Origin of the sequence: Natronomonas sp. (assembly GCF_047616845.1) — an archaeon.
Classification (GTDB): Archaea; Halobacteriota; Halobacteria; order Halobacteriales; family Haloarculaceae; genus Natronomonas.
Window position 1 is genome coordinate 48,900 of sequence record NZ_JBLGBY010000005.1, and the last position, 22,148, is coordinate 71,047.

Annotated in this window: 18 protein-coding genes and 1 CRISPR repeat array; of the genes, 16 read left to right on the forward strand and 2 right to left on the reverse strand. The window is 64.8% G+C overall.

From position 1 onward, the window contains the following. Positions 1–212: 212 nt before the first annotated feature. Positions 213–941 carry an alpha/beta hydrolase family protein gene (locus ACI8UR_RS02125; protein WP_411714236.1) on the forward strand — a complete coding sequence of 243 codons (729 nt, stop codon included), beginning with the start codon at positions 213–215 and terminating at the stop codon, positions 939–941. Here the strand turns inward: ACI8UR_RS02125 and ACI8UR_RS02130 are convergent. Continuing rightward, entirely contained in the window at positions 938–1,933 is a 996-nt protein-coding gene (locus tag ACI8UR_RS02130) for a hypothetical protein (RefSeq protein WP_411714235.1), read from the reverse strand. The genes ACI8UR_RS02125 and ACI8UR_RS02130 overlap by 4 nt on opposite strands. A gap of 236 nt (positions 1,934–2,169) precedes the next feature. Here ACI8UR_RS02130 and ACI8UR_RS02135 point away from each other — a divergent pair, with 236 nt between their 5' ends. From ACI8UR_RS02135 to katG, 12 genes are all read left to right on the forward strand, one after another. Beyond that, complete coding sequence (locus ACI8UR_RS02135; RefSeq protein ID WP_411714234.1) at positions 2,170–2,316, forward strand: hypothetical protein; 147 nt, start codon at positions 2,170–2,172, stop codon at positions 2,314–2,316. Between the two features lie 115 nt (positions 2,317–2,431). Beyond that, positions 2,432–3,712, forward strand: a complete 1,281-nt coding sequence (locus tag ACI8UR_RS02140; RefSeq protein ID WP_411714233.1) for a glycosyltransferase family 87 protein — start codon at positions 2,432–2,434, stop codon at positions 3,710–3,712. Between the two features lie 24 nt (positions 3,713–3,736). Next, the gene (locus ACI8UR_RS02145) at positions 3,737–6,352 is read left to right on the forward strand and encodes a PAS domain S-box protein (protein ID WP_415087503.1); all 2,616 of its coding nucleotides are present in this window, start codon (positions 3,737–3,739) and stop codon (positions 6,350–6,352) included. A 59-nt stretch (positions 6,353–6,411) separates the two neighbouring features. Further along, positions 6,412–7,623, forward strand: a complete 1,212-nt coding sequence (locus ACI8UR_RS02150) for a M24 family metallopeptidase (protein WP_411714231.1) — start codon at positions 6,412–6,414, stop codon at positions 7,621–7,623. 132 nt (positions 7,624–7,755) lie between these two features. Next, positions 7,756–9,930, forward strand: coding sequence for a type II/IV secretion system ATPase subunit (locus tag ACI8UR_RS02155; RefSeq protein ID WP_411714230.1), 2,175 nt, complete (start codon positions 7,756–7,758; stop codon positions 9,928–9,930). Further along, complete coding sequence (locus ACI8UR_RS02160; protein ID WP_415087504.1) at positions 9,923–11,788, forward strand: type II secretion system F family protein; 1,866 nt, start codon at positions 9,923–9,925, stop codon at positions 11,786–11,788. Before ACI8UR_RS02155 ends, ACI8UR_RS02160 begins: the two co-directional genes overlap by 8 nt. Beyond that, on the forward strand, positions 11,785–12,489 hold the full coding sequence (locus ACI8UR_RS02165; protein WP_411715923.1) for a type IV pilin: 705 nt from the start codon (positions 11,785–11,787) through the stop codon (positions 12,487–12,489). The genes ACI8UR_RS02160 and ACI8UR_RS02165 overlap by 4 nt, the downstream gene beginning before the upstream one ends. Continuing rightward, positions 12,482–12,919, forward strand: a complete 438-nt coding sequence (locus tag ACI8UR_RS02170) for a hypothetical protein (RefSeq protein WP_411715924.1) — start codon at positions 12,482–12,484, stop codon at positions 12,917–12,919. The genes ACI8UR_RS02165 and ACI8UR_RS02170 overlap by 8 nt, the downstream gene beginning before the upstream one ends. Beyond that, a complete protein-coding gene (locus ACI8UR_RS02175; protein WP_411715925.1) occupies positions 12,916–13,557 on the forward strand; it encodes a hypothetical protein in 642 nt (213 codons plus the stop codon). Before ACI8UR_RS02170 ends, ACI8UR_RS02175 begins: the two co-directional genes overlap by 4 nt. Next, the gene (locus tag ACI8UR_RS02180; protein WP_411715926.1) at positions 13,550–13,954 is read left to right on the forward strand and encodes a hypothetical protein; all 405 of its coding nucleotides are present in this window, start codon (positions 13,550–13,552) and stop codon (positions 13,952–13,954) included. Before ACI8UR_RS02175 ends, ACI8UR_RS02180 begins: the two co-directional genes overlap by 8 nt. After that, the gene (locus ACI8UR_RS02185) at positions 13,942–14,460 is read left to right on the forward strand and encodes a hypothetical protein (RefSeq protein ID WP_411715927.1); all 519 of its coding nucleotides are present in this window, start codon (positions 13,942–13,944) and stop codon (positions 14,458–14,460) included. The genes ACI8UR_RS02180 and ACI8UR_RS02185 overlap by 13 nt, the downstream gene beginning before the upstream one ends. Positions 14,461–14,891: 431 nt before the next feature. Further along, positions 14,892–17,030 (forward strand): catalase/peroxidase HPI, encoded by a 2,139-nt coding sequence (gene katG / locus ACI8UR_RS02190; protein WP_411715928.1) that lies wholly within the window; start codon positions 14,892–14,894, stop codon positions 17,028–17,030. Positions 17,031–17,052: 22 nt separating this feature from the next. Here katG and ACI8UR_RS02195 read toward each other — a convergent pair whose 3' ends face one another. Next, entirely contained in the window at positions 17,053–19,239 is a 2,187-nt protein-coding gene (locus ACI8UR_RS02195; RefSeq protein ID WP_415087505.1) for a PAS domain S-box protein, read from the reverse strand. 189 nt (positions 19,240–19,428) lie between these two features. On the opposite strand from ACI8UR_RS02195, the gene ACI8UR_RS02200 reads away from it, so the two are divergent. The 3 genes from ACI8UR_RS02200 (at position 19,429) to ACI8UR_RS02210 (ending at position 21,616) form a co-directional block, all read left to right on the forward strand. Next, complete coding sequence (locus ACI8UR_RS02200) at positions 19,429–19,821, forward strand: ArsR/SmtB family transcription factor (RefSeq protein WP_415087506.1); 393 nt, start codon at positions 19,429–19,431, stop codon at positions 19,819–19,821. After that, complete coding sequence (arsB, locus tag ACI8UR_RS02205) at positions 19,818–20,972, forward strand: ACR3 family arsenite efflux transporter (RefSeq protein WP_415087507.1); 1,155 nt, start codon at positions 19,818–19,820, stop codon at positions 20,970–20,972. Before ACI8UR_RS02200 ends, arsB begins: the two co-directional genes overlap by 4 nt. A 188-nt stretch (positions 20,973–21,160) precedes the next feature. Continuing rightward, a complete protein-coding gene (locus ACI8UR_RS02210; RefSeq protein WP_415087508.1) occupies positions 21,161–21,616 on the forward strand; it encodes a low molecular weight phosphatase family protein in 456 nt (151 codons plus the stop codon). Between the two features lie 96 nt (positions 21,617–21,712). Further along, positions 21,713–22,148: direct repeats of the CRISPR family, unit length 30 nt; unit sequence GCTTCAACCCCACAAGGGTTCGTCTGAAAC.

A 22,148-nucleotide genomic window follows, 5' to 3' on the forward strand; every position in this document is an offset into this window, starting at 1 on the left:
AGTCGCAGCGCGCGAACGGAGTGAGCGCAACCGTCTCCCACCTGTTCAAATCGTGGAACGGAGTTCTCTGAATCCGGCGCGAACAGTGTGAGCCGAGAGCCCGTCTCCCGGCCCCTTCGAGCCAACGTTCCGCCCTACACCGGCACACGATAGTAAGACAGACTGCTTCGTGGTCAATAAGCCTACACGCACGGGTGGCGACACGCGAGCCAATGGCCGACACTCACACCGTTCCGGTCGGGGATGACAGCGACGAATCCATCGCGGCTGTCCACCACACTCCGGACTCCGATACCGATGCGGAGCGCCGCTGGCTCGTCTTCTGTCACGGCTTCCGCAGCGACAAGACGGGCAGTTACGAGAGCCGTTGTAAGCGAGCCGTCGCAGAGGGGTACGACGCCGTCCGGTTCGACTTCCGCGGGAGCGGCGACTCCGACGGCGCGTTCATCGACCAGACGCTTGGCTCTCGCATGCGAGATCTGCGGGCTGTTCTCGAATACTTCGACCCGGACGAGTGCGTCCTGTTCGGCTCCAGTTTCGGCGCCAAGGTCGCACTGCACACCGCGAAAGACGACCCCCGAATCGAGGCTGTCGTCGGACGGGCGCCGGTTACCTACAACCGCGCATTTGAGCCCTACCGCGGGCTCGTAAGGGAGGCGGGCACGCTCCAGCTCGATGCCGACCACGCCATCGACGCGCGGTTCTTCGAGGAGTTCGACGACCACCCATTCACCGAGGTCGAGGCGGCGCTTGACGTGCCCGTCGCGTTGGTTCACGGCACCGACGACGATTCGGTGTCCGTGACCGACAGCCTCGATGCAGCGGCGAACCTCGGGACGGACGTCCTCCTGCAGAAATATACGGACGAGGGGCATCGCTTCTCCGAGGGGGCCGAGGCGCGATTGCGACAGCAGGTCTTCGACTGGCTGGCGGTCGTCTAGAAGTCGGCGATGACGTTGTTGTGGTAGGCGAGATACTGGGCGCCGACATCGTGGTCGGCGGTCGTCGCGAGCGTGTGGCCGTCCACTGCTGGCTCGTACGCGTGCGTGATGGCGAGCGTCTGTGGGTCGACAGTCAGGAGGCCGTGTTCGAAATCAGCGCGGTGGTTCGGGCAGACGACGACGGCGTTGGACGGCTCTGCTGGCCCGTCGTGTGGCTCCGCGAGCGGCATCGGATGATGGACGAGCGAATACCCCTCATCCGGCGTCCGCCGGCGTCGGTCACCACAGACCATGCAGGTGTCGTCGTAGCGCTCGCGGAGGGATTCCGCGTAGTCGTCGTCCGTCGGTTCCACAGATCCGGTGGCGGCGTCGGACGGCGTGTCTGACGAGGATGTTTCCCCGCTTGCTGGCTCGGAGGCGCTCTGCCCACCCATCGCTTGCGCTTCCGTGGTATCGGCGCCGGGCGGCGTCAGTTCGTCGTCGGTTTTCACCAGCCGCCGGCCCGCCCGAGTCAGTTCGTTGATGCCGTCGTCGTGGGTGACGTAGCCGAGCGCCTGCAGCCACTCGCGGTGAGGGTGAACGGCCTCTGGCGATTCCAGTTCCGCATCGAACGCGCGGTTCAGCAGATCCATGAACTCCACGTCGGTTAGCGGTCGAACCGCCAGCGATTCGAGCAGCGGTTCGAAGCCGGCGACCGTGTCGGTGAGCGCCGAATAGAGGACGCGCTCGTCGTGGGAATCCAGGAACTCACGTCCGGCACGGCCGACTGTCCAGGGGCCGTCGGCGTGGTCGAGGACGTCGATGGCGTCGAGAAACGCCATCAGTTCTTCGGGAGTCCCGTCCGCGGCTGTCCGGTCGCGCCACCACGCTGTCAGCGACTCCGTGTCCGGCGAGTCCGCTTCGACGTACCGGAGCACGTCGCGCAGCGTCGCCAGCCACTCGGCAGGGTCGCCAGGGAGCGTCTCGACGGTCGTGCGTCGGTCGTCGCTCATTGTCGAACGATGGGGCCAGCGCCCACAGGAACCTTCGGGTTCACGCCCGGTCGCGCGGGGGCCGCAGGCGCGCTCGGGTACACACCAACGTGTATAACTGGGCGTAGTCGTGCGTTTGAAACGTCGGAACTAATTATATGGACGCCATTCGAACGGTAGAGACAGGCCCGCGAGGGGAGGACGCGGCGCCACTGCGGAGCGGCAGCGAACCTTCCAGAGACACACCCATGGCATTGATGAGACACGTACGGCAGCTGCTCGGCACGACCCACGACCTCTACGAGTGTCGGAACTGCGGAACGACGCTCGAACCCGAGTGTGACTGCTGTACGAACTGCGGTTCCGAGGAGATCGCCCGCTACGATATCGAGTATCCGGCCTGATTCGTTCTGACGCGTCGAACGCCGGCAGCTCGGCCGTGGCTATCCAGATAGCCGAGCGGCGAGACCATCCAGCGTACCACAAAGCGTTTTATGAGTCGTCGAAACACGCCTAGCTATGTCCGCCCTCCACGCGTTGCTGGCCCTCCGCCAGCGGCGACCACGGTTCGTCGCTGGATCGCTCGCTGCCCTCGGGTTCTTGCTTTCGTACCCGGCGATCCACTGGTGGCTCAACTCGCTCGGCATCGCCGGCGAGTTCGGCTTCTACGATTTCGGCGTGTACCGAACCGCGGTCGCCCACTGGGAAGCCGGTGAAGCGCTGTACGTCCCGAACGAGGACGGCGGCTACCACGGGAGCTATCTCTACCCGCCCGTGTTCGTGCTGCTTTTCGTCCCGCTGTCGGACATGGCGTTCCGGCAGGCCGCCATCGTCTGGAACGCCGTCTCGGTCGCGCTGCTTTGGGTCGGCCTGCAGGCGCTCGTCGCCACCTACCGAGTTCGGCTGGCGTGGTACGAACGCGGCCTGCTGCTGTGGGCCATCCTCGGCTTCCAGCCGGTCATCCTGTCGATGCGATTAGGACAGGTATCGGTCTTCCTCGCCGGCCTGCTGGCCGTCGCCCTCGCCGCGATGCGGCACGCCGAGAACGGCACTGGCGGCCCGGCCGCCCAGTACGCAAGCGGCGCGCTCACGGCGGTTCCCGGGACGATGAAGCTCATCTTCGCTCCCGCGGGCGCACACCTGTTACAGAACCGCCGGCGCTTCGCAGGCGCCGTCGGGATGGGTCTCACGCTGCTCGTCGTCTCGGTCGCGGTGTTCGGCGTCGATTCTCACCGTGCGTATCTCGACGTGCTCGCGTGGGGGAAAGGCTGGGGTGAGTCCCGCGACCCGCGGCTGTGGGGCGTCGCCTACTATCGGCCGCTGTACGTCATCGGCGCGACCGCGAGCCTTGTGGTTCGGTTCGCACTCGCGGCCCTCATCTCCGTGCTCGCGCTGTTGACGACCGACGAGGGCCTCGACAGCGAAGTGTTCGCACTCGGCGTCGCCGCCATCCCATTCATCGCACCGCGGGCCTACACCCAAGACCTCGCGATTTTTCTGCCGGTCGTCGTCGTCCTCATCGCCAGCGAACTCTCCCGGAACGACGGTGGCCGACCCCTCGTTCCCGTCATCGGCCTGTGGCTTGCGGCCGTCCACGCCTACGGCCTCTACGCGCTCGTGAACGTGCTACCGGGCCGGGTTCCGGGCGGTGCGTTCATCGCCGCTCACGCTGGCTACCTGCAGCCGGGGCTGTGGGCGACACTGTTGCTAATGGGGCTACCGCTCGTTCGCGTCATACAGGCGACAAATATCGTCGAGACGCTCGAGAATCGTTTTCCGTGGGTGCCAGTACCCTTATGACCCGAGGTGGCCCTAGCACGAACAGTGCCACCGCGGACACAGGTATTACACGTCGACGACGATGACGCGTTCCAGGAGCTTTCGATGCGGCATCTCGAAGCCGAAGGGTACGACGTCGTCACGGCCGACAGCGCCGAAGCGGCCCTCGACATGCTCGAATCCGACGACATCGACTGCGTCGTCTCGGATTACGATATGCCACATCGGAACGGCCTCGAGTTGCTCGAAGACGTCCGTGAATCCCACTCCGACCTGCCATTCATCCTGTTCACCGGCAAGGGGAGCGAGGAAATCGCGAGCGAAGCTATCAGCGCCGGGGTCACCGACTACCTCCAGAAGGACACCACGACCGACCAGTTCACGCTTTTGTCGAACCGCATCGAGCGCGCCGTCTCCGAGCGCCGCACCGAGGCGGCCCTCGAAGAGAGCGAGCGCATGCTCTCGACGCTCGTGTCGAACCTCCCGGGCATCGTGTATCGCTGCCGCAACGAACCCGACTGGCCGATGGAGTACATGGGTGGCAACGTCGAGGAGCTGACGGGCTACGAAGCCCAAGAATTCCTCGGCGGTGACCGGGCGTGGTCGGAACTCATCGAGGAACCCAGCAATGAGACCATCTGGGAGACGATACAGGAAGCCCTCGATGAACGGCGCCCCTTCGAGGTGACCTACCAGATCACCGACGCGGACGGCGACACCCGCTGGCTCCGCGAGAAAGGACAGGGCATCTTCGAGAACGAGGACGATGCGGAGCCGGTCGCACTGGAGGGGTTCATCACCGATGTCACCGGCCGGAAGCGCCGCAAGCGCGCGCTCACCGAGTATGACCGTCTGGTGGATGCGATGGGCGACCCCATCTACACCATCGACGACGAGGGCAACTTCACGGGGTTCAACGACCGCGCCGAGGAACTCCTTGGCTACGACGCAGAGGAACTCATCGGTGAACACGTCTCGGCAATACTCGATTCCAGCGACGTCCAGCGAGGCGAGGCCGTCATTCGCGACCTGCTCGATGGAACCGGGGAGACGACCGCCACCTACGACATTACCATCGAGACGGGCGATGGCGAGCTGTTGGACATGGAGAATCACGTCGCACCCCTTATCGACGATGGCGAGTTCAAAGGCACCGTCGGCGTCCTGCGTCGCGCCGACGAACGCTACGACACGCGACTGCGCCGGCTGCACGATGCGACACGGAAGTTGATGGCCGAAAGCGACCCCGAGCGTATCGCGGAACTAACGACGGAAGCCGCGGAGGATATCCTCGGCCTCCCGATTGCCGCGGTGCGGTTCAAGGAGGGCGACACGCTGGAACTCGTCGCCGTCACCGAAGAGACAATCGAGAAGATGGGCGACCGACCGCCGTACCCCATCGAGGGGCCGGCGGCCGGCCAGGCGTTCCAGGCAGGCGAACCCCGCGTCGAACCGGATGTCGCGACGGTCGAGGACACTGTCGACCGCGGCGCGGCGAAATCGGCCGCGTACTTCCCACTCGGGGACTACGGCATCTTCATCATCGGTGCGACCGAGCGAGACGCCTTCGACGAGGGCGACATCCGGTTGGCGACGGTGCTTGCGGCCAACGCGGAGGCGGCCATCGACCGCGCCCAGAAGGAAGCGGCACTCCGACAGGAGCGAGACAATCTCGCGGCGCTGTTTGAGAACATTCCCGACCCGACCGTCGAGATCAAAATGGTTGACAAACGCCCGATCATCCAGCAGGTCAACCCCGCTTTCGAGGCGGTGTTCGGCTACACGAACGAGGACGTGGTCGGCAAGAACCTCGACGAATGCATCGTCCCGGAGGAAGCCCGATCGAACATCGGCCAGTACAACGAACGAATCGCGGCTGGTGAAGGGTTCCACAACGAAGTGCGGCGACAGACCGCCGACGGGCTCCGAGACTTCATCCTCCATGCCGCGCCACACGACGGTGGCGATGACACCACCCGTGGCTACGCCATCTATACGGATATCACGGAGCAAAAGCAGTACGAGCGGGAACTGGAACGCCAGAACGAGCGCCTCGACCAGTTCGCAAGCGTCGTCTCACACGACCTCCGGAACCCCCTGAGCGTCGCGCGTGGCCGGCTCGACCTCGCGGAAATGACCGGCGAAGCGGAGCATTTCGTGGCCATCGACCGCGCCCACGACCGCATGGAGGAGCTCATAAACGGGCTGTTGACGCTGGCCCAGCAGGGTGAACTCTCCGCCGACCCGATTCCAGTCGGGCTGCGGTCGGTCGCCGAACGCGCCTGGGAAACCGCCGAGACGGGCGACCTCGAGTTGGCCTTCGACGAGCCGCCGACGGTCGACGCCGACCCCGAACGGCTCCGGCAACTGCTCGAGAACCTCTTTCGGAACGTCCACGACCACGGCGAAACCGCCACGAGGGTTACGGTGGGCGGTCTCTCCGACGGCTTCTACGTCGAGGACAACGGCGTCGGCATCCCCGAATCCGAGTGCGAGCCCATCTTCGAGTCCGGTTACTCGGGCGGCAACGGAACTGGCTTCGGCCTCTCCATTGCCGACACGATCACGGAGGCCCACGGTTGGCGTGTCAACGTGACAGCCGCCGAATCCGGCGGGGCACGATTCGAGTTCCGGGATGCAGAGACGGCGACCGACGCCTGACCGAACCTCCCCTCGAAGGAATCCTTTTGGCCAGAATGGCCACAGAGTCGCGTACAGCCATGTTCACGGAACTGCCCCGCTCGGAGTTCGACGAGCGGCTCGCGGCGATTCGGGAACGTATCGCCGAATCGGACGCCGATGCAGGCGTCTGGTTCGGTGCCACGTCCATCGAGTATCTCACGGGCTTCGACCACATCCAGACGGAGCGGCCGGTCGTCCTCGCAGTCACCGAGGATACCGTCGGCATCACGGTGCCGCGGCTCGAAGTCGAGCGCGCCGAGCCGGTCGCACACATCGACCGCGTCGACCACTACTTCGATTACCCCGGCGGCGAGCCCATCGAGACGGCCGCCGAGATGCTCGATTCCCTCGGTGTCGACTCGGTGCTGGCCGACAGCGACGGCGCCCCCGGCGTCATGGGGTATCAGGGCCCCGCCCTGAGCGAGGCCGACGCCGCCGACATCGACATCGACACCCAGGATTGGGTCGGCCGGATGCGGTGGGCGAAATCCGATGCCGAGGTCGACCTGATTCGGGAGTCCGCCCGCTGGGCGAATCTCGGGCATCGCTATCTCGCAGAGTATACCGCCCCCGGCGCCCACCCGACGACGGTGAGCCAGCGCGCCTCGATGGAAGCCTCACGCGCGATGTTGGACACGCTCGGCGACCGCTACGTCGAGCGGGTTCGCGGCGACGGCCCCGTCCACGCCGGCTACATCAGCGCCGAGGAGACCAGCCTCCCGCACGGCCACACGCCGAATCAGCGGCTCGAGGTCGGCGACGTCATCATCACCGGCGCGACGGCCAACGTCGACGGCTACGTCTCCGAACTCGAACGGACGATGTTCGTCGGCGACTCGAGCGACGAACAGGAGTACTACTTCGAGTTGATGCTCGAAGCCCAGACCATCGCCATCGAGGCACTCGGCCCCGGCGTCGAGTTGAGCTCCGTCGACAGCGAAGTGGCCGACTTCTTCGAAGAGCAGGGCGTCGCCGACCTCGCCCAACACCACGTCGGCCACAACATCGGGCTCGGCGCTCACGAACCGCCGTACATCGACCGCGGCTGGGCCGCCCACTGCGAGCGCGACGACACCAACTACGACGCCGACGACGCCGTGATGGAGCCCGGCCACGTCTACACCATCGAACCGGGACTCTACACCGAAGACGAAGGGTATCGACACTCCGATACCATCGCCATCACCGACGACGGCATCGAGTGGCTCACGTACTTCCCGCGTGACCTGGAGTCGAACACGATTCGGTGATGTCGGAGCGAACAGCCGCTCGCGGAGCGACCGCCCACAGCGCTGCGTCACGGACGACATTCCGGGCCCGGCATACGTTCCGCGGAAATTTACGAACGTTTAAGAACGATACAATGGCCAGATACATGCATAATGGAAGCCGAAGGGTACGACATTCCAGCGCCGGAACCACCCGACAGCGCCGGGGCGTGGTACGCACCGAACGTTCACGACCAGTACGAACTCGCGTCGGGCGTCGTCGCGACCGTCCGGAGTGACGAGGAGGCGTTCGTCTACGAGGTTCGTGAGCCGTCGTTGTCGGCTGGTGCGGCGGCCGACCTGGAATCGGTTCGCGAGCATTTCTCAACGGCCGAGCTGAGCCGTCCCCGGACGCGTGAGGGGGCCAGGGAACGCATCCACGAAGGGTTCGACTCGAAGTACGAGGCCGCTATCGACCGGCTCGTCGATTGCTCGCCGGCCGAGCGTCGCCGCGTCGAGTATCACGCGCTCGCGGAGCTGAAATGCCTCGGCGAGCTGACGCCGCACGCACTCGACGACAACGTCGAGGTAGCTGACTACGCCGACGGCGATCTCCGCGTGCACCTCACCGACTACGCGCCCGCTCGCACCAACGCCGATGACCCGACGCACGTCGAGCGGTTCAGCGCCGAGCGCCTCGAACGCTACACGGTCTCCTTTGCGGGCTATGAGGTGCTCGTGGTTCGGTACCGAGAGCGGCTGCTCGGCGCCGACCCCTTCGAGCAGCAGTACGCCGTCCTCGAACCCGACCGCCTGCCGGGCGACGACCAGCTTATCGAGGAGTGCAAGGAACGCATCTGGGAGGTCGGCGTCGGCGGCCTCGACGGCGAGGCGGCGTTCGACGACCGCGCCGCCGTCGTCCGGGAGCGCGCCGTGAAATTCCTGTCCCGGCGGCTCACCGCCCGCAACACCCGCGCCTGGCTGGACGCCGCGGAACACCGGCTCCGGACGGCACTCGCCGAGTACGACCTCGCGGTACCGCCGGTCGACCGCCGCTTCGCCGACGACCGCCTCGACGACCTGCTCTACTACGTGCTCCGTGACCTCGTCGGCTACGGACAGCTCACCATCCCGATTCGTGACCGCCGGCTCGAAGACGTGGAGGCGAACCGCGTCGGCGAGCGCATCAAGGTCGTTCCCCGTGACGGCAGCCGGGAGCCGACGAACCTGCGATTCGACGCCGAGTCGGCGTTCGTCAACGTCGTCACGCAACTGGCTGCCGAGGACGGCGTCGAACTCTCAGCGAGCCGCCCGTCGGCGAAAGTGAACCTCGACCCGCAAGGGGTCGACCAGACCATCCGGTGTGCGGTCGCACTGCCGACCATCAGCGAGGACGGCCCCCACATCTCGATTCGCAAGCAGGCGCCGGATGTATTGACGCCGGTCGACCTCGTGGAGGCTGGGTCGCTGCCGACGGAGCTCGTCACGCTGCTGTGGATGCTGTACGAGAACCACGGCGTCGTCCTCTTCTCCGGCCCGACCGGGGTCGGGAAGACGACGTTGATGAACGCTCACATGCCGTTCGTCGCCTACGAAGACCGCCCGGTGAGTATCGACGAAGGCTCTCGGGAGGTGCTCTTGCCACACGAGACGGGCGTCTCACTGACGACCCGCGAACACCAGGATGACTACAAGGACGTCTCGATGGCCGATCTGATGACCGAAGTGAACTACCTCAACCCAGATACGGAGGTCATCGCGGAGATCAACACGGCCGAATCCTTCGACACCTTCGGCGAGGTTCTCCAGACCGGTCATGGGGCGCTCGGAACCACCCACGCCGAGGACATCGAGAAGCTCGTGAACCGCGTCATCGAGAAGGGGCTGCCGGCGTATCTCTTACAGGAAATCGACCTCGTGGTGTTCCCGCGGCACGTCGATGGCGACCGCTACGTCGGAACGGTCGTCGAGCTCCTCTCGGAGCAGGAGGCCCGAGCCCTCGATACCGTCCAAACCATACAGAAGGGCGACGAGAAGATCTATTACAGCGAGCTACTCCGTCGGACGCCGGATGGCAGCTGGGAGTTCGCCTACGACCATCCGGAGCTCGGCGACCCGACAACGAGCCGCGACACCCGCGTGTTCGACCGGCTCGCAGCCCGAACCGACCAGCCCGTTGATGAAATAGAGGAAGCGTTCCATCGGAAGCACGGCTACGTCGAGTATCTGGTTCGTGAGGGGCTGACCGACATCGACTCGCTGTTCGAGTTCCTCGCCGATCTCCGAGCGAACGAGGCCGCAACCGTCGAGCGCATTCAACGACAGCGCGCCGAAGCCACCGATGATTGAGGTCACGACCGCGCTCGACCGCGGGCTGTACGCGCTGTTCTCCCGGCACGCCGACCGGGCGCGTCACAGCCGCGACCGGAGTCGATACCGCGGTGCGGCGCTCGATATCGGGTTCGACACGTTCCTCGCACGACTGTACGGCCTCTCGTGGGCCGGCGCACTCTGTGTCGGCTGGCTCGCCGTCGTCGTCGTTCTCACGCTTCCGCCCGAGACGGTCGACGCACTCGGCCGAACGGCCTACGCCGTCACACCCGGCGTGAGTCACGTCCCGACTCCATCCGTCCCGCGACCCTACGCCGCGGTCGGCGTCGCGTGTCTCGTCGGCGCGCTCACGAAGCGAGGGGTCGTACGAGCCGGCGGCGTCTATCTGCGATGGCGCGCCGACGCCCGTCGAGCCGCGATCAAACGGACGCTCCCCGGAGCGGTTCGATACCTGCGCGCGCTCGCGGATGGGAGCGACGACCGCCATGCGATGCTTCGAAAAGTGGCGCGACAGGGCGCCTATGGCGAGACAAGCGCGGCGTTCGAACGCGTCTTGGAGAAGGCCGCCCTGACCGGAAGCCTCGACACTGCCCTCCGGAGCGTCGCCCGCGAAACGCCGTCACGGGAACTGCTCGCGCCGTTCCTGTTGAAATTCCGCGAACACGCGAGCCAGGGGTCGGACGCGCTTCAAGGGTATCTCCAGATGGAGTCACGGATGCTCTCCCATCAGCAGTCGCGCTCGCGTGAACGGGCGGGTGATTTTCTCGAACTCCTCGCGGAACTGTTCATCGTCCTGCTCGTGTTGCCCGCGCTGCTCATCATCATCGTCACAGTGATGAGCGTTCTCGCACCGGGGCTTTCACGGCCGACGACGCTCCCCGGACAGCCGACGGTTCGTGCCCTTCTGGTCTACGGTAGCGCCGCCTTCGTGCTATTGGTCGGGTTCTGTACCGCATTCCTCGTCACACAGCTCCGACCACCGAACCACGCACCGACCTACGAGCGGCCGGGTGGAACGGCAACGCTCACGACAGCGCTCACGAACCCGGCCAGCGCTGCCGTGGTCTTTCTTCCCATCGCGTTCGTCGGCACTGCGGGGCTGTGGACGCTCGGGGAACAGCCCCTCAATGCGTTCCTGCTGGGATATGCGGCCTACGGATTCCCCGTCGGCCTCGTCGCACTGCGGCGTGCCCGTCGCGACGACGCGAAAGACCGAGAGATACGCGATTTCGTCCACGCGGTCGCCGGGCACGTGAGTCTCGGCAAACCGTTCGGCGAGGCCGTCGAGACGGTCGCGCGGGAGGTGGATTTCGGCCCGCTTCAGCGCGATGTCGACGACCTGGCGTTCACGCTCGGGCTGACGACGGGCGGGGACGACGGCGATGCTCGCGGGGAGGCACTCAACCGGTTCGTCGAGCGCGTCGGCACGCCGCTTGCAGACCAGACGGTCGGCCTCGTCACGGGCGCGATGGACGTCGGTAGCGACGCCGAAACGACGTTCGAAACGCTCCAGACGGAGGTGGGCGCGCTGTACCACACTCGAAAGAAGCTCCGGTCGGAACTGCTCATCTACGTCGCCGTCGGGTGGACGACCGCGCTGCTCGTCGTCGGCATCGTCGTCGCGGTCAACGTGTACGTCCTCGAGGGGTTCGCCCAGCTCTCGACCGTCTCACAGACGACCGGTGTCGCAATCGACCCAGACGCCGTCGACCTCGAACGTGACAGCTGGCGCTTCTACCTCGTCACGCAGTCGACGATGCTCGCCTGCGGCTGGTTCGCTGGGACGGCCTCCCGGGGGCGATACGAGGCGCTCCTGCACTCGGCAGCGCTCGTCGTCGTCTGTTACGTCGTCTTCGCGGGGGCTGGAATGATATGAATCGGGGACAGTCAAACGTCGTCGGGGTCGCATTGCTCCTCGGCATCGCGGTCATCTCGATGGGAACGCTCACTGCCGCGGTCGGCGTCATCGTCGATTCGACCGCTGCCGAGGCCGACGCGGAGCGCGTCGCCACCGACTTCGATTCCGCACTCGAACCGGTCGCAGCGACCGGGCCACAGCGCGGCCAGGTAACGTTCAGTGAAGGGTCGATACAGGCGAGTGACCGCACGATAGAGCTACGGCGAGACGGCACTGTCGTCGAGCGAATCGCGGTCGATGCCCTCGTCTTCGAGTCCGGTGACCGTCGGGTCGCCTTCCAGTCGGGCGCCATCATCCGTGGTCGCGGTGAGGCCGCATGGATGGCATCGCCACCACCGATTACCGTCGATGAGGACGTCCTCGTCATCGGTATCGCGCGCCTCGGTGACGATGTCGGTGGGGTTTCGGGGAGTGGCGGCGTCACCGCGAGCGTCGAGACGGACGTCGGCCACGACCGGAGACGACTCGGGGACGCGACGTTCACCGTCGCTATCGAAACCGCCGTCCCGGCGGCCTGGGAACGGTGGCTCACGGAGCACGGTGCGGACGTCGAGCGGAGAGGCGGCAACCCACCGACCGTCGTCGCGACGTTCGAGGGCGACAGAACCGGCTACCTCGTCGTTCACGACCTCAGAGCCGAGGTGGACGCCGGTGGCTGACCGCGCGATGAGCCCGGTCGTCGGAAAGGCGATGGAGGCGACGCTCGTCGTGCTGTATCTCGGGCTGATAACGACCGCATTGTACGGCGGTGCGGTCACGGAGTATCGGACGGCAGCGGGCAACGAGGTCGCGGAACGAACCGTCGCGAGCGCGGCAGGCGATATCGAAGCCGCGCTGCCGCCGAACGTTACGACCGCGGACGTGCGAGTCGAGGTCGATATCCCCGCGACAATCGCCGGTTCGGCCTACCGGATTCAGGCGTCGACAGAGCGGCTCGTACTCCGGCATCCGAACCCCGCGATCGAGGCGAGGGTGCCACTCACGCTCCCGGAACGCGTCGGCAATGTCTCCGGGGCCTGGACGAGCGACGACCCGGCAACCGTTCGCGTCACAACCACCGAGAGCGGACTGGAGGTGCGCCTCGAATGAGAGGGCAGGCGAACCTACCGGCGCTTGCGATCGCCTTGCTCGTCGTCACGACCGTTGCAGGGCTGTCGCTGACGGTCGCGGACGGAGCGTTCACGTCTGCAGAACGCGACGCGACCGCACGAACGACAGCCGAAACCGTCGCCGACCGACTCGTCGCAGCCGACAGCCCGGTGAGCGACCGGTCGAACGTGTTGAACGGCAGTAGACTGGACGGCGAGCAGATCGATTCCATGGTGCCGCCGGACGCCGACGTCGAGGTCACTGTCGACGGGGAGGTGGTGTATTCACGGGGGAATCCGACCGACGGCCGAACGGTGCGCCGCCTCGTGCTCGTCGCCGACCGCCAGCGAGTCACCATCTCCCCGTCGCTCGATTTCGGCTCGGTGACGCTGCCGCGTCGGAGCCCGCGCGTAACGCTCGGCATCGTGGCCGGAGCCAACGTTCGAACCGTGCGGGCGAACGACCGCGTCGTGCTCCACGACCCGGCTGGCATCGAGGGGAAACACGATGTCGCGCTCTCGCGGTACGAGACGACGACGCTCCAGTTCGAGGGTGACGTCGACGACGGTGACGTGACTGTGACGTACTACCCACGGCAGCGAACCAAGGCGCTCTTGGAGGTCACCGTCGATGCATAGAGGCCAGCTTTCACTCTCGGTCATCGAAGCCGGCGTCGGCGTAGTGTTCGTCCTGGCGGTTACGATGGGGTTCGCACTCGGCGTTTCGGCACCACCGACCGAGGCCGCACAGCTCGATGCGTACGCCGAGGACACGGCGACCGTGCTCGCGAACGAGCCGCCGCGACACGCGGGAGAGACGCGACTGGCGGAGGTGACACGGTCGCCGGCGGCCTTCGAGCGCGAGCGGGCCGCCCTCGACGCCCGCGTCGACCGACTGCTCGACGACAACCTGATGTATCGCATCGAGACGCCGCACGGGGCTGTCGGCTACCGGCGACCCAAGAACGCGCCGACCGGCCACGCGACGGTGCCGACTGCAGGTGGGGAGGTGATAGTATGGATATGGCACGTGTAGAACGCGGCCAACTCGTCCTCGTCGCGGCCGCCGTCATCGCCATCGCGCTTGTTCCGATACTGTTCGCGTATCTGCAGTTGGGCTTCCATCCGGACGTCGCCGGTGCCCCTGCCCCGAGCGGGGTGGAGGCGGAATCGTTCCTCGACCGCTCGACCCACGACGCGGCCGCAGCGACGGCAGGTGAGTACGACTGGAGCCAGCGGTCGGAGATGGCAGCGGCGGTTCGGGACGCAATCGGGAACGATATCGAGACGCTCGAGACGACCCGTCTCGAGGAGGGGGTCGCCTACGAGGTCAGCTACAACGACACCGCCGCAGCCGCCTGGCGATCCGGCAACTGCGAGCGCGGCGATGGCAGACGGTTCGGCGCCTGTGAGACGGATGGCGGCGTCGTCATGCAGGAACGTGCTGGTGAGGCGGTACTGCTCGCGGTCGGCTTCGACGTGCGCGTCGTCGGGCCAAGAAGCGAAGCAAACCTGACGCTCGTCATCGAGGTCGGCGGGTAGCGACAACCCCTGTTCTGAATCAGGGCCGGCGCGGCCGCCTCACGCTCGGCCTTCGAGAGCGACCGGCGGGCGTCCACCATCGCCCCCGCTGCGTCGGCGTGGACATCATGCTTCTGCTCCGCTTCGCCAGCCTCAGCATTCTGGTCATGAGCTTCTGCCGCTCGTTCGCGGAGCTGTTCGTCTTCTGCTCCGGTTCGGCCGATGGGCCGTTTCGGCCTCCCTGTGACTGAATCACAGGCTGATACGGATTGTTGTAGTCGTTTCCCGGCGAACGCCGAGCCGTCCCGGCCGCTCGCCAGTACTTTGGTACAACAATCCGTATGAGGCCGGCGCTAACAAAAGTTCAGGAACTCCGCAGACTGCTTGGGTTGCAGCCAAGAGTTCTACTCAATGAGACAATCTTAACATCCCATAGCAGCAATTACCCAACCATGAGCAGGTCCAACCAGGAGTGGTGGCCGAACCAACTCAACCTTGATATTCTCGACCAGAACGCTCGGGGAGCTGACCCGATGGACGAGGAGTTCGATTACGCCGAGGCGTTCCAGAGCCTCGACCTCGAGGCTGTGAAGGAGGACATCGAGGAGGTGATGACGACGTCCCAGGAGTGGTGGCCGGCTGACTACGGTCATTACGGGCCGCTTTTCATCCGGATGGCGTGGCACAGCGCCGGCACGTACCGCACGGCTGACGGCCGTGGCGGCGCGGCTGGCGGCCGACAGCGCCTCGCGCCCATCAACAGCTGGCCCGACAACGCGAATCTCGATAAGGCGCGGCGACTGCTCTGGCCGGTCAAACAGCAGTACGGCCGGAGTCTCTCGTGGGCTGACCTGATGATTCTGGCTGGCAACGTCGCCCTGGAGTCGATGGGCTTCGAGACGTTCGGCTTCGCCGGCGGGCGTGAGGACGCCTTCGAGCCCGACGAATCCGTCTGGTGGGGCCCCGAAAGCGAGATGGAAACGAACGAGCGCTTCGACGAGCCCGGCGGAATCGAGGAGGGCCTCGGCGCCTCCGTGATGGGGCTCATCTACGTCAACCCCGAAGGCCCCGACGGCCAGCCCGACCCGGAAACGTCGGCGAAGAATATCCGGCAGACGTTCGACCGCATGGCGATGAACGACGAGGAGACGGTCGCGCTCATCGCCGGCGGCCACACGTTCGGGAAGGTTCACGGCGCCGACTCGCCCGATAACCTCGGCCCCGAACCCGAGGCGGCCTCCATCGAACAGCAGGGCCTCGGCTGGGAGAACGAGCACGGCTCCGGCAAGGGCGACGACACGATTACGAGCGGTATCGAGGGGCCCTGGACGTCCGCGCCGACCCAGTGGGACATGGGCTATCTCAAGAACCTCTTCGAGTACGAGTGGGAGCCGCACAAAGGCCCCGGCGGGGCATGGCAGTGGACGCCGAAAGAGGAGTCGGCCGTCGAGTCCGCACCGGCCGCCCACGACCCGGACGACAAAGAGACCCCGATGATGCTCACGACGGATGTCGCGCTGAAGGTCGACCCGGACTACCGGGAGATCGCGGAGCGATACTACGAGAACCCACACGAGCTTATGCAGGCCTTCATGAAGGCCTGGTACAAGCTGACGCACCGTGACATGGGGCCGCCGTCACGATTCCTCGGCTCCGAGGTTCCCGACGAGGAGATGCTCTGGCAGGATCCGCTCCCCGATGTCGACCACGACCTCATCGGAGACGAGGAGATTGCCGAGCTCAAGGAGACGATTCTCGACTCGGAACTGTCCGTCTCCCAGCTGGCGAAAACCGCCTGGGCGTCGGCGTCGACGTACCGCGACAGCGACAAACGCGGTGGTGCGAACGGGGCTCGAATCCGTTTCGAACCGCAGCGGAGCTGGGAGGTCAACGAGCCGTCAGAGCTGGAGACGGTGCTCGAAACGCTCGAAGAGATTCAGGCGGAGTTCAACGAATCCCGAACCGACGACGTGCGGGTCTCGCTTGCCGACCTGATCGTGCTGGGCGGTAATGCAGCCGTCGAGCAGGCCGCGGCGGATGCCGGCTACGACGTCACCGTTCCGTTCGAACCGGGCCGTGCCGACGCCTCGCCGGAGCAGACCGATGTCGACTCCTTCGAGGCGCTCAAGCCGAACGCCGACGGGTTCCGTAACTACCTCGGAGACGGCCACGACCGCCGCGCCGAGGAGTTGCTGGTCGATACGGCTGAACTGCTGAACCTGACGGCCGACGAGATGACGGTGCTTGTCGGCGGGATGCGCGCGCTGAACGCGAACTACCAGCAGTCCGACCTGGGCGTGTTCACCGACGAGCCGGGGACGCTGACCAACGACTTCTTCGTGAACCTGCTCGATATGGGCTACGAGTGGGAGCAGTCCTCGGATTCCGAGGATATCTACGAGATTCGCGACCGCGAGACGGGCGAGGTCGAATGGGAGGCGACCCGCTTCGACCTCATCTTCGGATCGAACTCCCGGCTCCGAGCCATCGCCGAAGTGTACGGCGCCGCCGACGGCGAAGAGAAATTCGTCCGTGACTTCGTCGATACCTGGAGCAAAGTGATGCACCTCGACCGCTTCGACCTCGAGTAGTCGCGCTGAGACGCCGCGTCGCTTACTCCTTTTCGACGTCGGTTATTTCGAATCTGGCGCCGCCATCGGCCCCCTCGGTCGCCGTTATCTCCCAGCCGTGGGCGACCGTGATCTGCCGAACGCTTGCCAATCCGTAGCCGGTGCTTTCGTCCTCCTGTTTCGTCGAGTAGCCGACCTCGAAGATTTCGTCTCGGATCGCCTCTGGTATCTCCGGGCCGTCGTTTTCGACGTAGAAGCCGTCCCGGAGCGTTCCGACCGTCACCGTGACGTCGTCGTCACCGTGTTCGATCGCGTTCTTGATGAGGTTCTCGAACAGTCGGGTGAGCGCGTCTTCGTCGGCGCGAATCGCTGCTGTCTCCGCGATTCGAAGCGTCGCTCTATCGGTCGCAAGCGACTCCCAGACGGATCGGACGCAGTCCTCGATGTCGACCGTCGAGAACTCACTCACCAGTTCTCCTTCATGCATCACCGCCGCGAGGTCGTCGATGAGCTGGTCGAGCCGCTCGACCGCTTTCTCTGCCTGTTCGAGATGGTCGGGCTCGTTCGTCTCTCGGGCCAGCTCCAGACGCCCCTTGATGACGCTGAGCGGCGTTCGCAGGTCGTGTGAGAGGACGCTTCCGAAATGCTCGAACTGGGCTAACTGCCGTTGGAGTTGCCGTTCTCGGCGCCGCCGCTCGGTGATATCGCGACCGATTCCGACCATGCCGATGACGCTTCCGTCCTCGTCGGTGAGCCGTCGGTTCCGGAACTCGTACGGGATGGTGCGGCCATCGTCGTTCACCAGGTCGGCTTCCAGATGGGCGCTGCCGGTCGCAAGCGCTTCCTCGATGTCGGCTTTGATGGCCGCGCGCTGGTCTTCCGGGAAGAGTTCGGCCGCGTCCATCGAGCGGAATTCGTCCCGCGAATATCCGAGCACTTCCACGGCCCGGTCGTTCACGCGGTCGATGCTGCCCTCCGGCCCGATCACGTAAAACACGTCTTCGAGCACGTCGAGCGCCTGGACGGTGACCTGCTGTTCTTCCGTCAGCACCTCCTGGGCCCCGAGTTGGTCGGTGAGGTCTTTCGTGATCTTCACGAAGCCACGATGGGTGTCGTCCTCGTCGAAAACGGCCGTGATGACCACGCTCGCCCAGAACTGGGTGCCGTCCTCACGGATGCGCCAGCCTTCGTCCTTGACCCACCCCTCTTCGAGCGCTTCTGCCAGCAACTGGTCGGGGGAGCCCGCCTCGTTTTTCGCCTCGGGATAGAACGTCGAGAAATGCTCGCCGAGAATCTCGTCCTGTTCGTAGCCCTTGATACGCGCTGCGCCCCTGTTCCAGCTGGTCACGTGGCCGTCGGGGTCGAGCGAGAAGATGGCGTACTCTTCGACGGCGTCGATGAACAACTCGAAGCGCGTGCGTTCCCACTGGAGCGTTCGCTGTGCCTGCTTTTCATCTGTCAGATCCTGGATCAGGCAGATCAGCGTGCCGCTCTGGGCCCGTGCGAGCGCGTGGTCGACGACCACGCGGGTGCCGTCCTTCTTGAGGTGGACGTGCTCACCCTGCCATCGTCCCTCCTCGGGGACGGCCGGGAGCACCTCTTCGTACACCTGACTCGCGCCGTCGTCGGGATAGAGCATCTCCCAGTGTTCGCCGACTAGCTCCTCGCGGTCGTAGCCGTAGGTGTCGGCATACGCCCGGTTCACGTAGAGGAATTTGCCCTCCTCGTCGAGGAGGCTGATGCCTTCGCGGGCGCTCTCGAGCGCCTGGAAGCCGCGGTCGATCTCCTGTTCGGCCCGATGCTGACGAACCGCGTTCGTGATGCGGTTCGCGAGAACGACGTACTGGTCGGTGCCGCTCGCTTTCTGGAGGTAGTCGGTCACGCCGGCCGAGATCGCCTCGCTTGCGATCTCTTCGCTGCCCTTGCCGGTAAAGAGGATGAATGGGAGGTCGGGGTGTGAGTCACGAACGGCGTCCAGAAACTCCAGCCCGTCCGTCTTCGGCATGTCGTAATCACTGACGATACAGTCGATATCGGCCTCGCCGAGCCGTTCAAGTCCCGCCTCGGCGCTCTGTTCGGTGATGACCTCCAGGTCGCTGTTCTCGCGTTCGAGATAGATAGATACCAGGTCGGCAAACTCCGGTTCGTCGTCCACGTGAAGCACTGTGATGGCTCCCGTCTCGCTGAGACGCAGGAGGTCTTCGCTCACCGATGGCTGGCGTGTGCTCATCACGGGGAGTATGAGTGTACGGAAATAAAACGATAGTGGCTTGGTATCGTCAAACAAAGGCGCCTCCTGCGTCATCGACACGCGTTCTATTTTACTATCTGTTCAACAGTATATCTACCGTACCTCGAAAAGTGGTGGGATAGAGCGCAAATCGAAAAATATAGTTGAGGAAGCATTCAACTACACACGATGCAACAGGCACAGCGATTGTCGCGCTATCTCGAAGACGAGCTGGGGGAGTGCCGCAGCGAGGACGTCCAACAGCGGCTCGATGAACTCGAGGAGTTGCGGTCGGGGTCGGGGGTTGCCGCGCAGTTCGAACAGGAACTCGATGTCTTGTCCGCGCTCGCAAACGAGACGCGATACACGCTATTGCGTGTCCTCGTCGCCGCCGAGGAGGAGCTTTGTGTGTGCGAACTCAACGCGGTCGCCGACATTACGGAGAGTGGGTTGAGCCATGCGATGTCCACGCTGGTCGAGGCTGACCTCGTCGACGGGCGGAAAGACGGCCGCTGGAAGACGTATCGCGCGACGAACCGGGCTGTCGCGCTCGTGACGATGCTTGAGGGATGTCTCGAATGAGCAGTGCCCACGACCACGGCCCCGACTGCGGTTGTGAGAGCTGTGGCGACCCACGCTCGATGGATTTCCTCGATAAGTATCTCACCGTCTGGATCGTCGGCGCAATGGCGCTCGGTGTGGGAATCGGTTTCTTTGCACCCACGGTCACCGAGCCGATACGGAACCTGCATCTCGTGGAGGTCGGTCTCGTGGTGATGATGTATCCGCCGCTCGCGAAGGCGGATTACTCGCGCCTCCCCGCCGTGTTCAGCAACTGGCGAGTGCTGGGGCTCAGCCTCGTGCAAAACTGGCTCATCGGGCCGACGCTGATGTTCACGCTCGCGGTCGTGTTCTTCAGCGGGCTCGTGCCCGGCCTGCCGGCCCGCCCCGAGTTCTTCCTCGGCCTCGTGTTCATCGGCATGGCCCGCTGTATCGCGATGGTGCTCGTCTGGAACGACCTCGCCGAGGGCTCGACGGAGTACGTGACCGGACTGGTCGCGTTCAACAGCCTCTTTCAGATCGTCACCTACGGGGTGTACGTCTGGTTTTTTGCCCTGTTTTTGCCCCCGCTACTCGGAATGGAGACACTCGTCGCCGGCATCACGACCTTTGATATCACGCCGATGCAAGTCGTCCAGGCCATCGTGGTGTTCCTCGGACTTCCCTTCGTGGCCGGCTTCTTCACCCGCTACATCGGCACGCGCACGAACGGCGCGACGTGGTACGACGAGGAGTTCGTCCCGAAAATCGACCCACTGACGCTCATCGCGCTCCTCTTTACCGTCATCGTGATGTTCGCCACGCAGGGTGGTGCCATTGTCGCCTCGCCGACCGACGTCGTGTTGATCGCGGTACCGTTGACGATATACTTCGTCGTGATGTTCTTCGTAAGCTTCGGTATGGGACGGGGAATTGGGGCGGACTACTCGACGACCACGGCCATCGGCTTCACCGCAGCGTCGAACAACTTCGAACTCGCCATCGCCGTCGCAGTCGCGGTGTTCGGTGTCGGCTCCGGCGTTGCGTTCGCCACCGTCGTCGGGCCGCTCATCGAGGTGCCTGTCCTCCTGGCGCTCGTCAGCGTCGCCCGCTACTTCCAGCGTCGGTTCGACTGGAGCGGCTTCGACACCGGCCGAATCGAGACGGCCCCACCCGACTCGACCGACGACTGATACTGCCGGACGTAAGTTCGTAAAGTCATGTTTGAGTAAATGTCCTCTCTGCCCCAGTACAGGTCGGTTGAGCAGCTCTACAGTTCAATTAATTACGTCCGGCAGTATGATACGGACTGCTGTAACTGTGTACCGCGACGACCACCCGGATGGGGCGGTCGATGCGGAAATGACGTACAGCAGTCCGTATGATACCGACGATGACCATTACCGACACCGACTCGACCGATCCGATTCGCATCGCCTTCGTGTGCGTCCAGAACGCCGGCCGCTCACAGATGTCCACCGCGTTCGCAGAGCAGGAGCGACAGCGCCGCGGTCTCGACGACCGCGTCGAAATCGTGACCGGTGGGACGCGACCAGCCGACAACGTCCACGATGAGGTACTCGACGTGATGTCCGAAGCCGGCTTCGACCTCTCGACCCGAACGCCACAGGAAATCACGCTGGCGGAACTCCGCACCTGTGATTACGTCGCGACGATGGGCTGTTCGACCCTTGAGGTCGGTGAGGTGGGCGAGTCCGTCGATGTCCGCGACTGGGCGCTGGACGACCCCGATGGGCAAGATCTGGACGCAGTGCGAGCGGCTCGCGACGAAATCGAACGGCACGTCGTCTCGCTGTTCGACGAACTACAGGACTGACCCGACGCACCCCGCTGTGTCTGCATTATTCACTTCAACAACAGCGGGTTCGTCTGAAACCGGTGGCGGTGCCGGTCGTGACTGTCACGGTGCCCTGATTCAACCCCACAAGGGTTCGTCTGAAACTCTATCTGGATCACGCCGCGGCGGGCGCCGGCGATAAACTCGTCCTGCTGCTTCAACCCCACAAGGGTTCGTCTGAAACACGCTGCTCGCGCCCGCAACCGACACAACCGTCGACAGCTTCAACCCCACAAGGGTTCGTCTGAAACCGACGCTGGAGACGTTCCAGCGCGCCTTCGGTGGGCTTCAACCCCACAAGGGTTCGTCTGAAACCCACAAGGTACTGGCCGGCGTCGGCTCGACAGGGCAGCTTCAACCCCACAAGGGTTCGTCTGAAACCTCCTCGCTGACCGTCTCGACGCGGCCATCGATCGCTTCAACCCCACAAGGGTTCGTCTGAAACAATCTGCTGCGGACGGCATGATCACTCCTCCAGCCTGCTTCAACCCCACAAGGGTTCGTCTGAAAC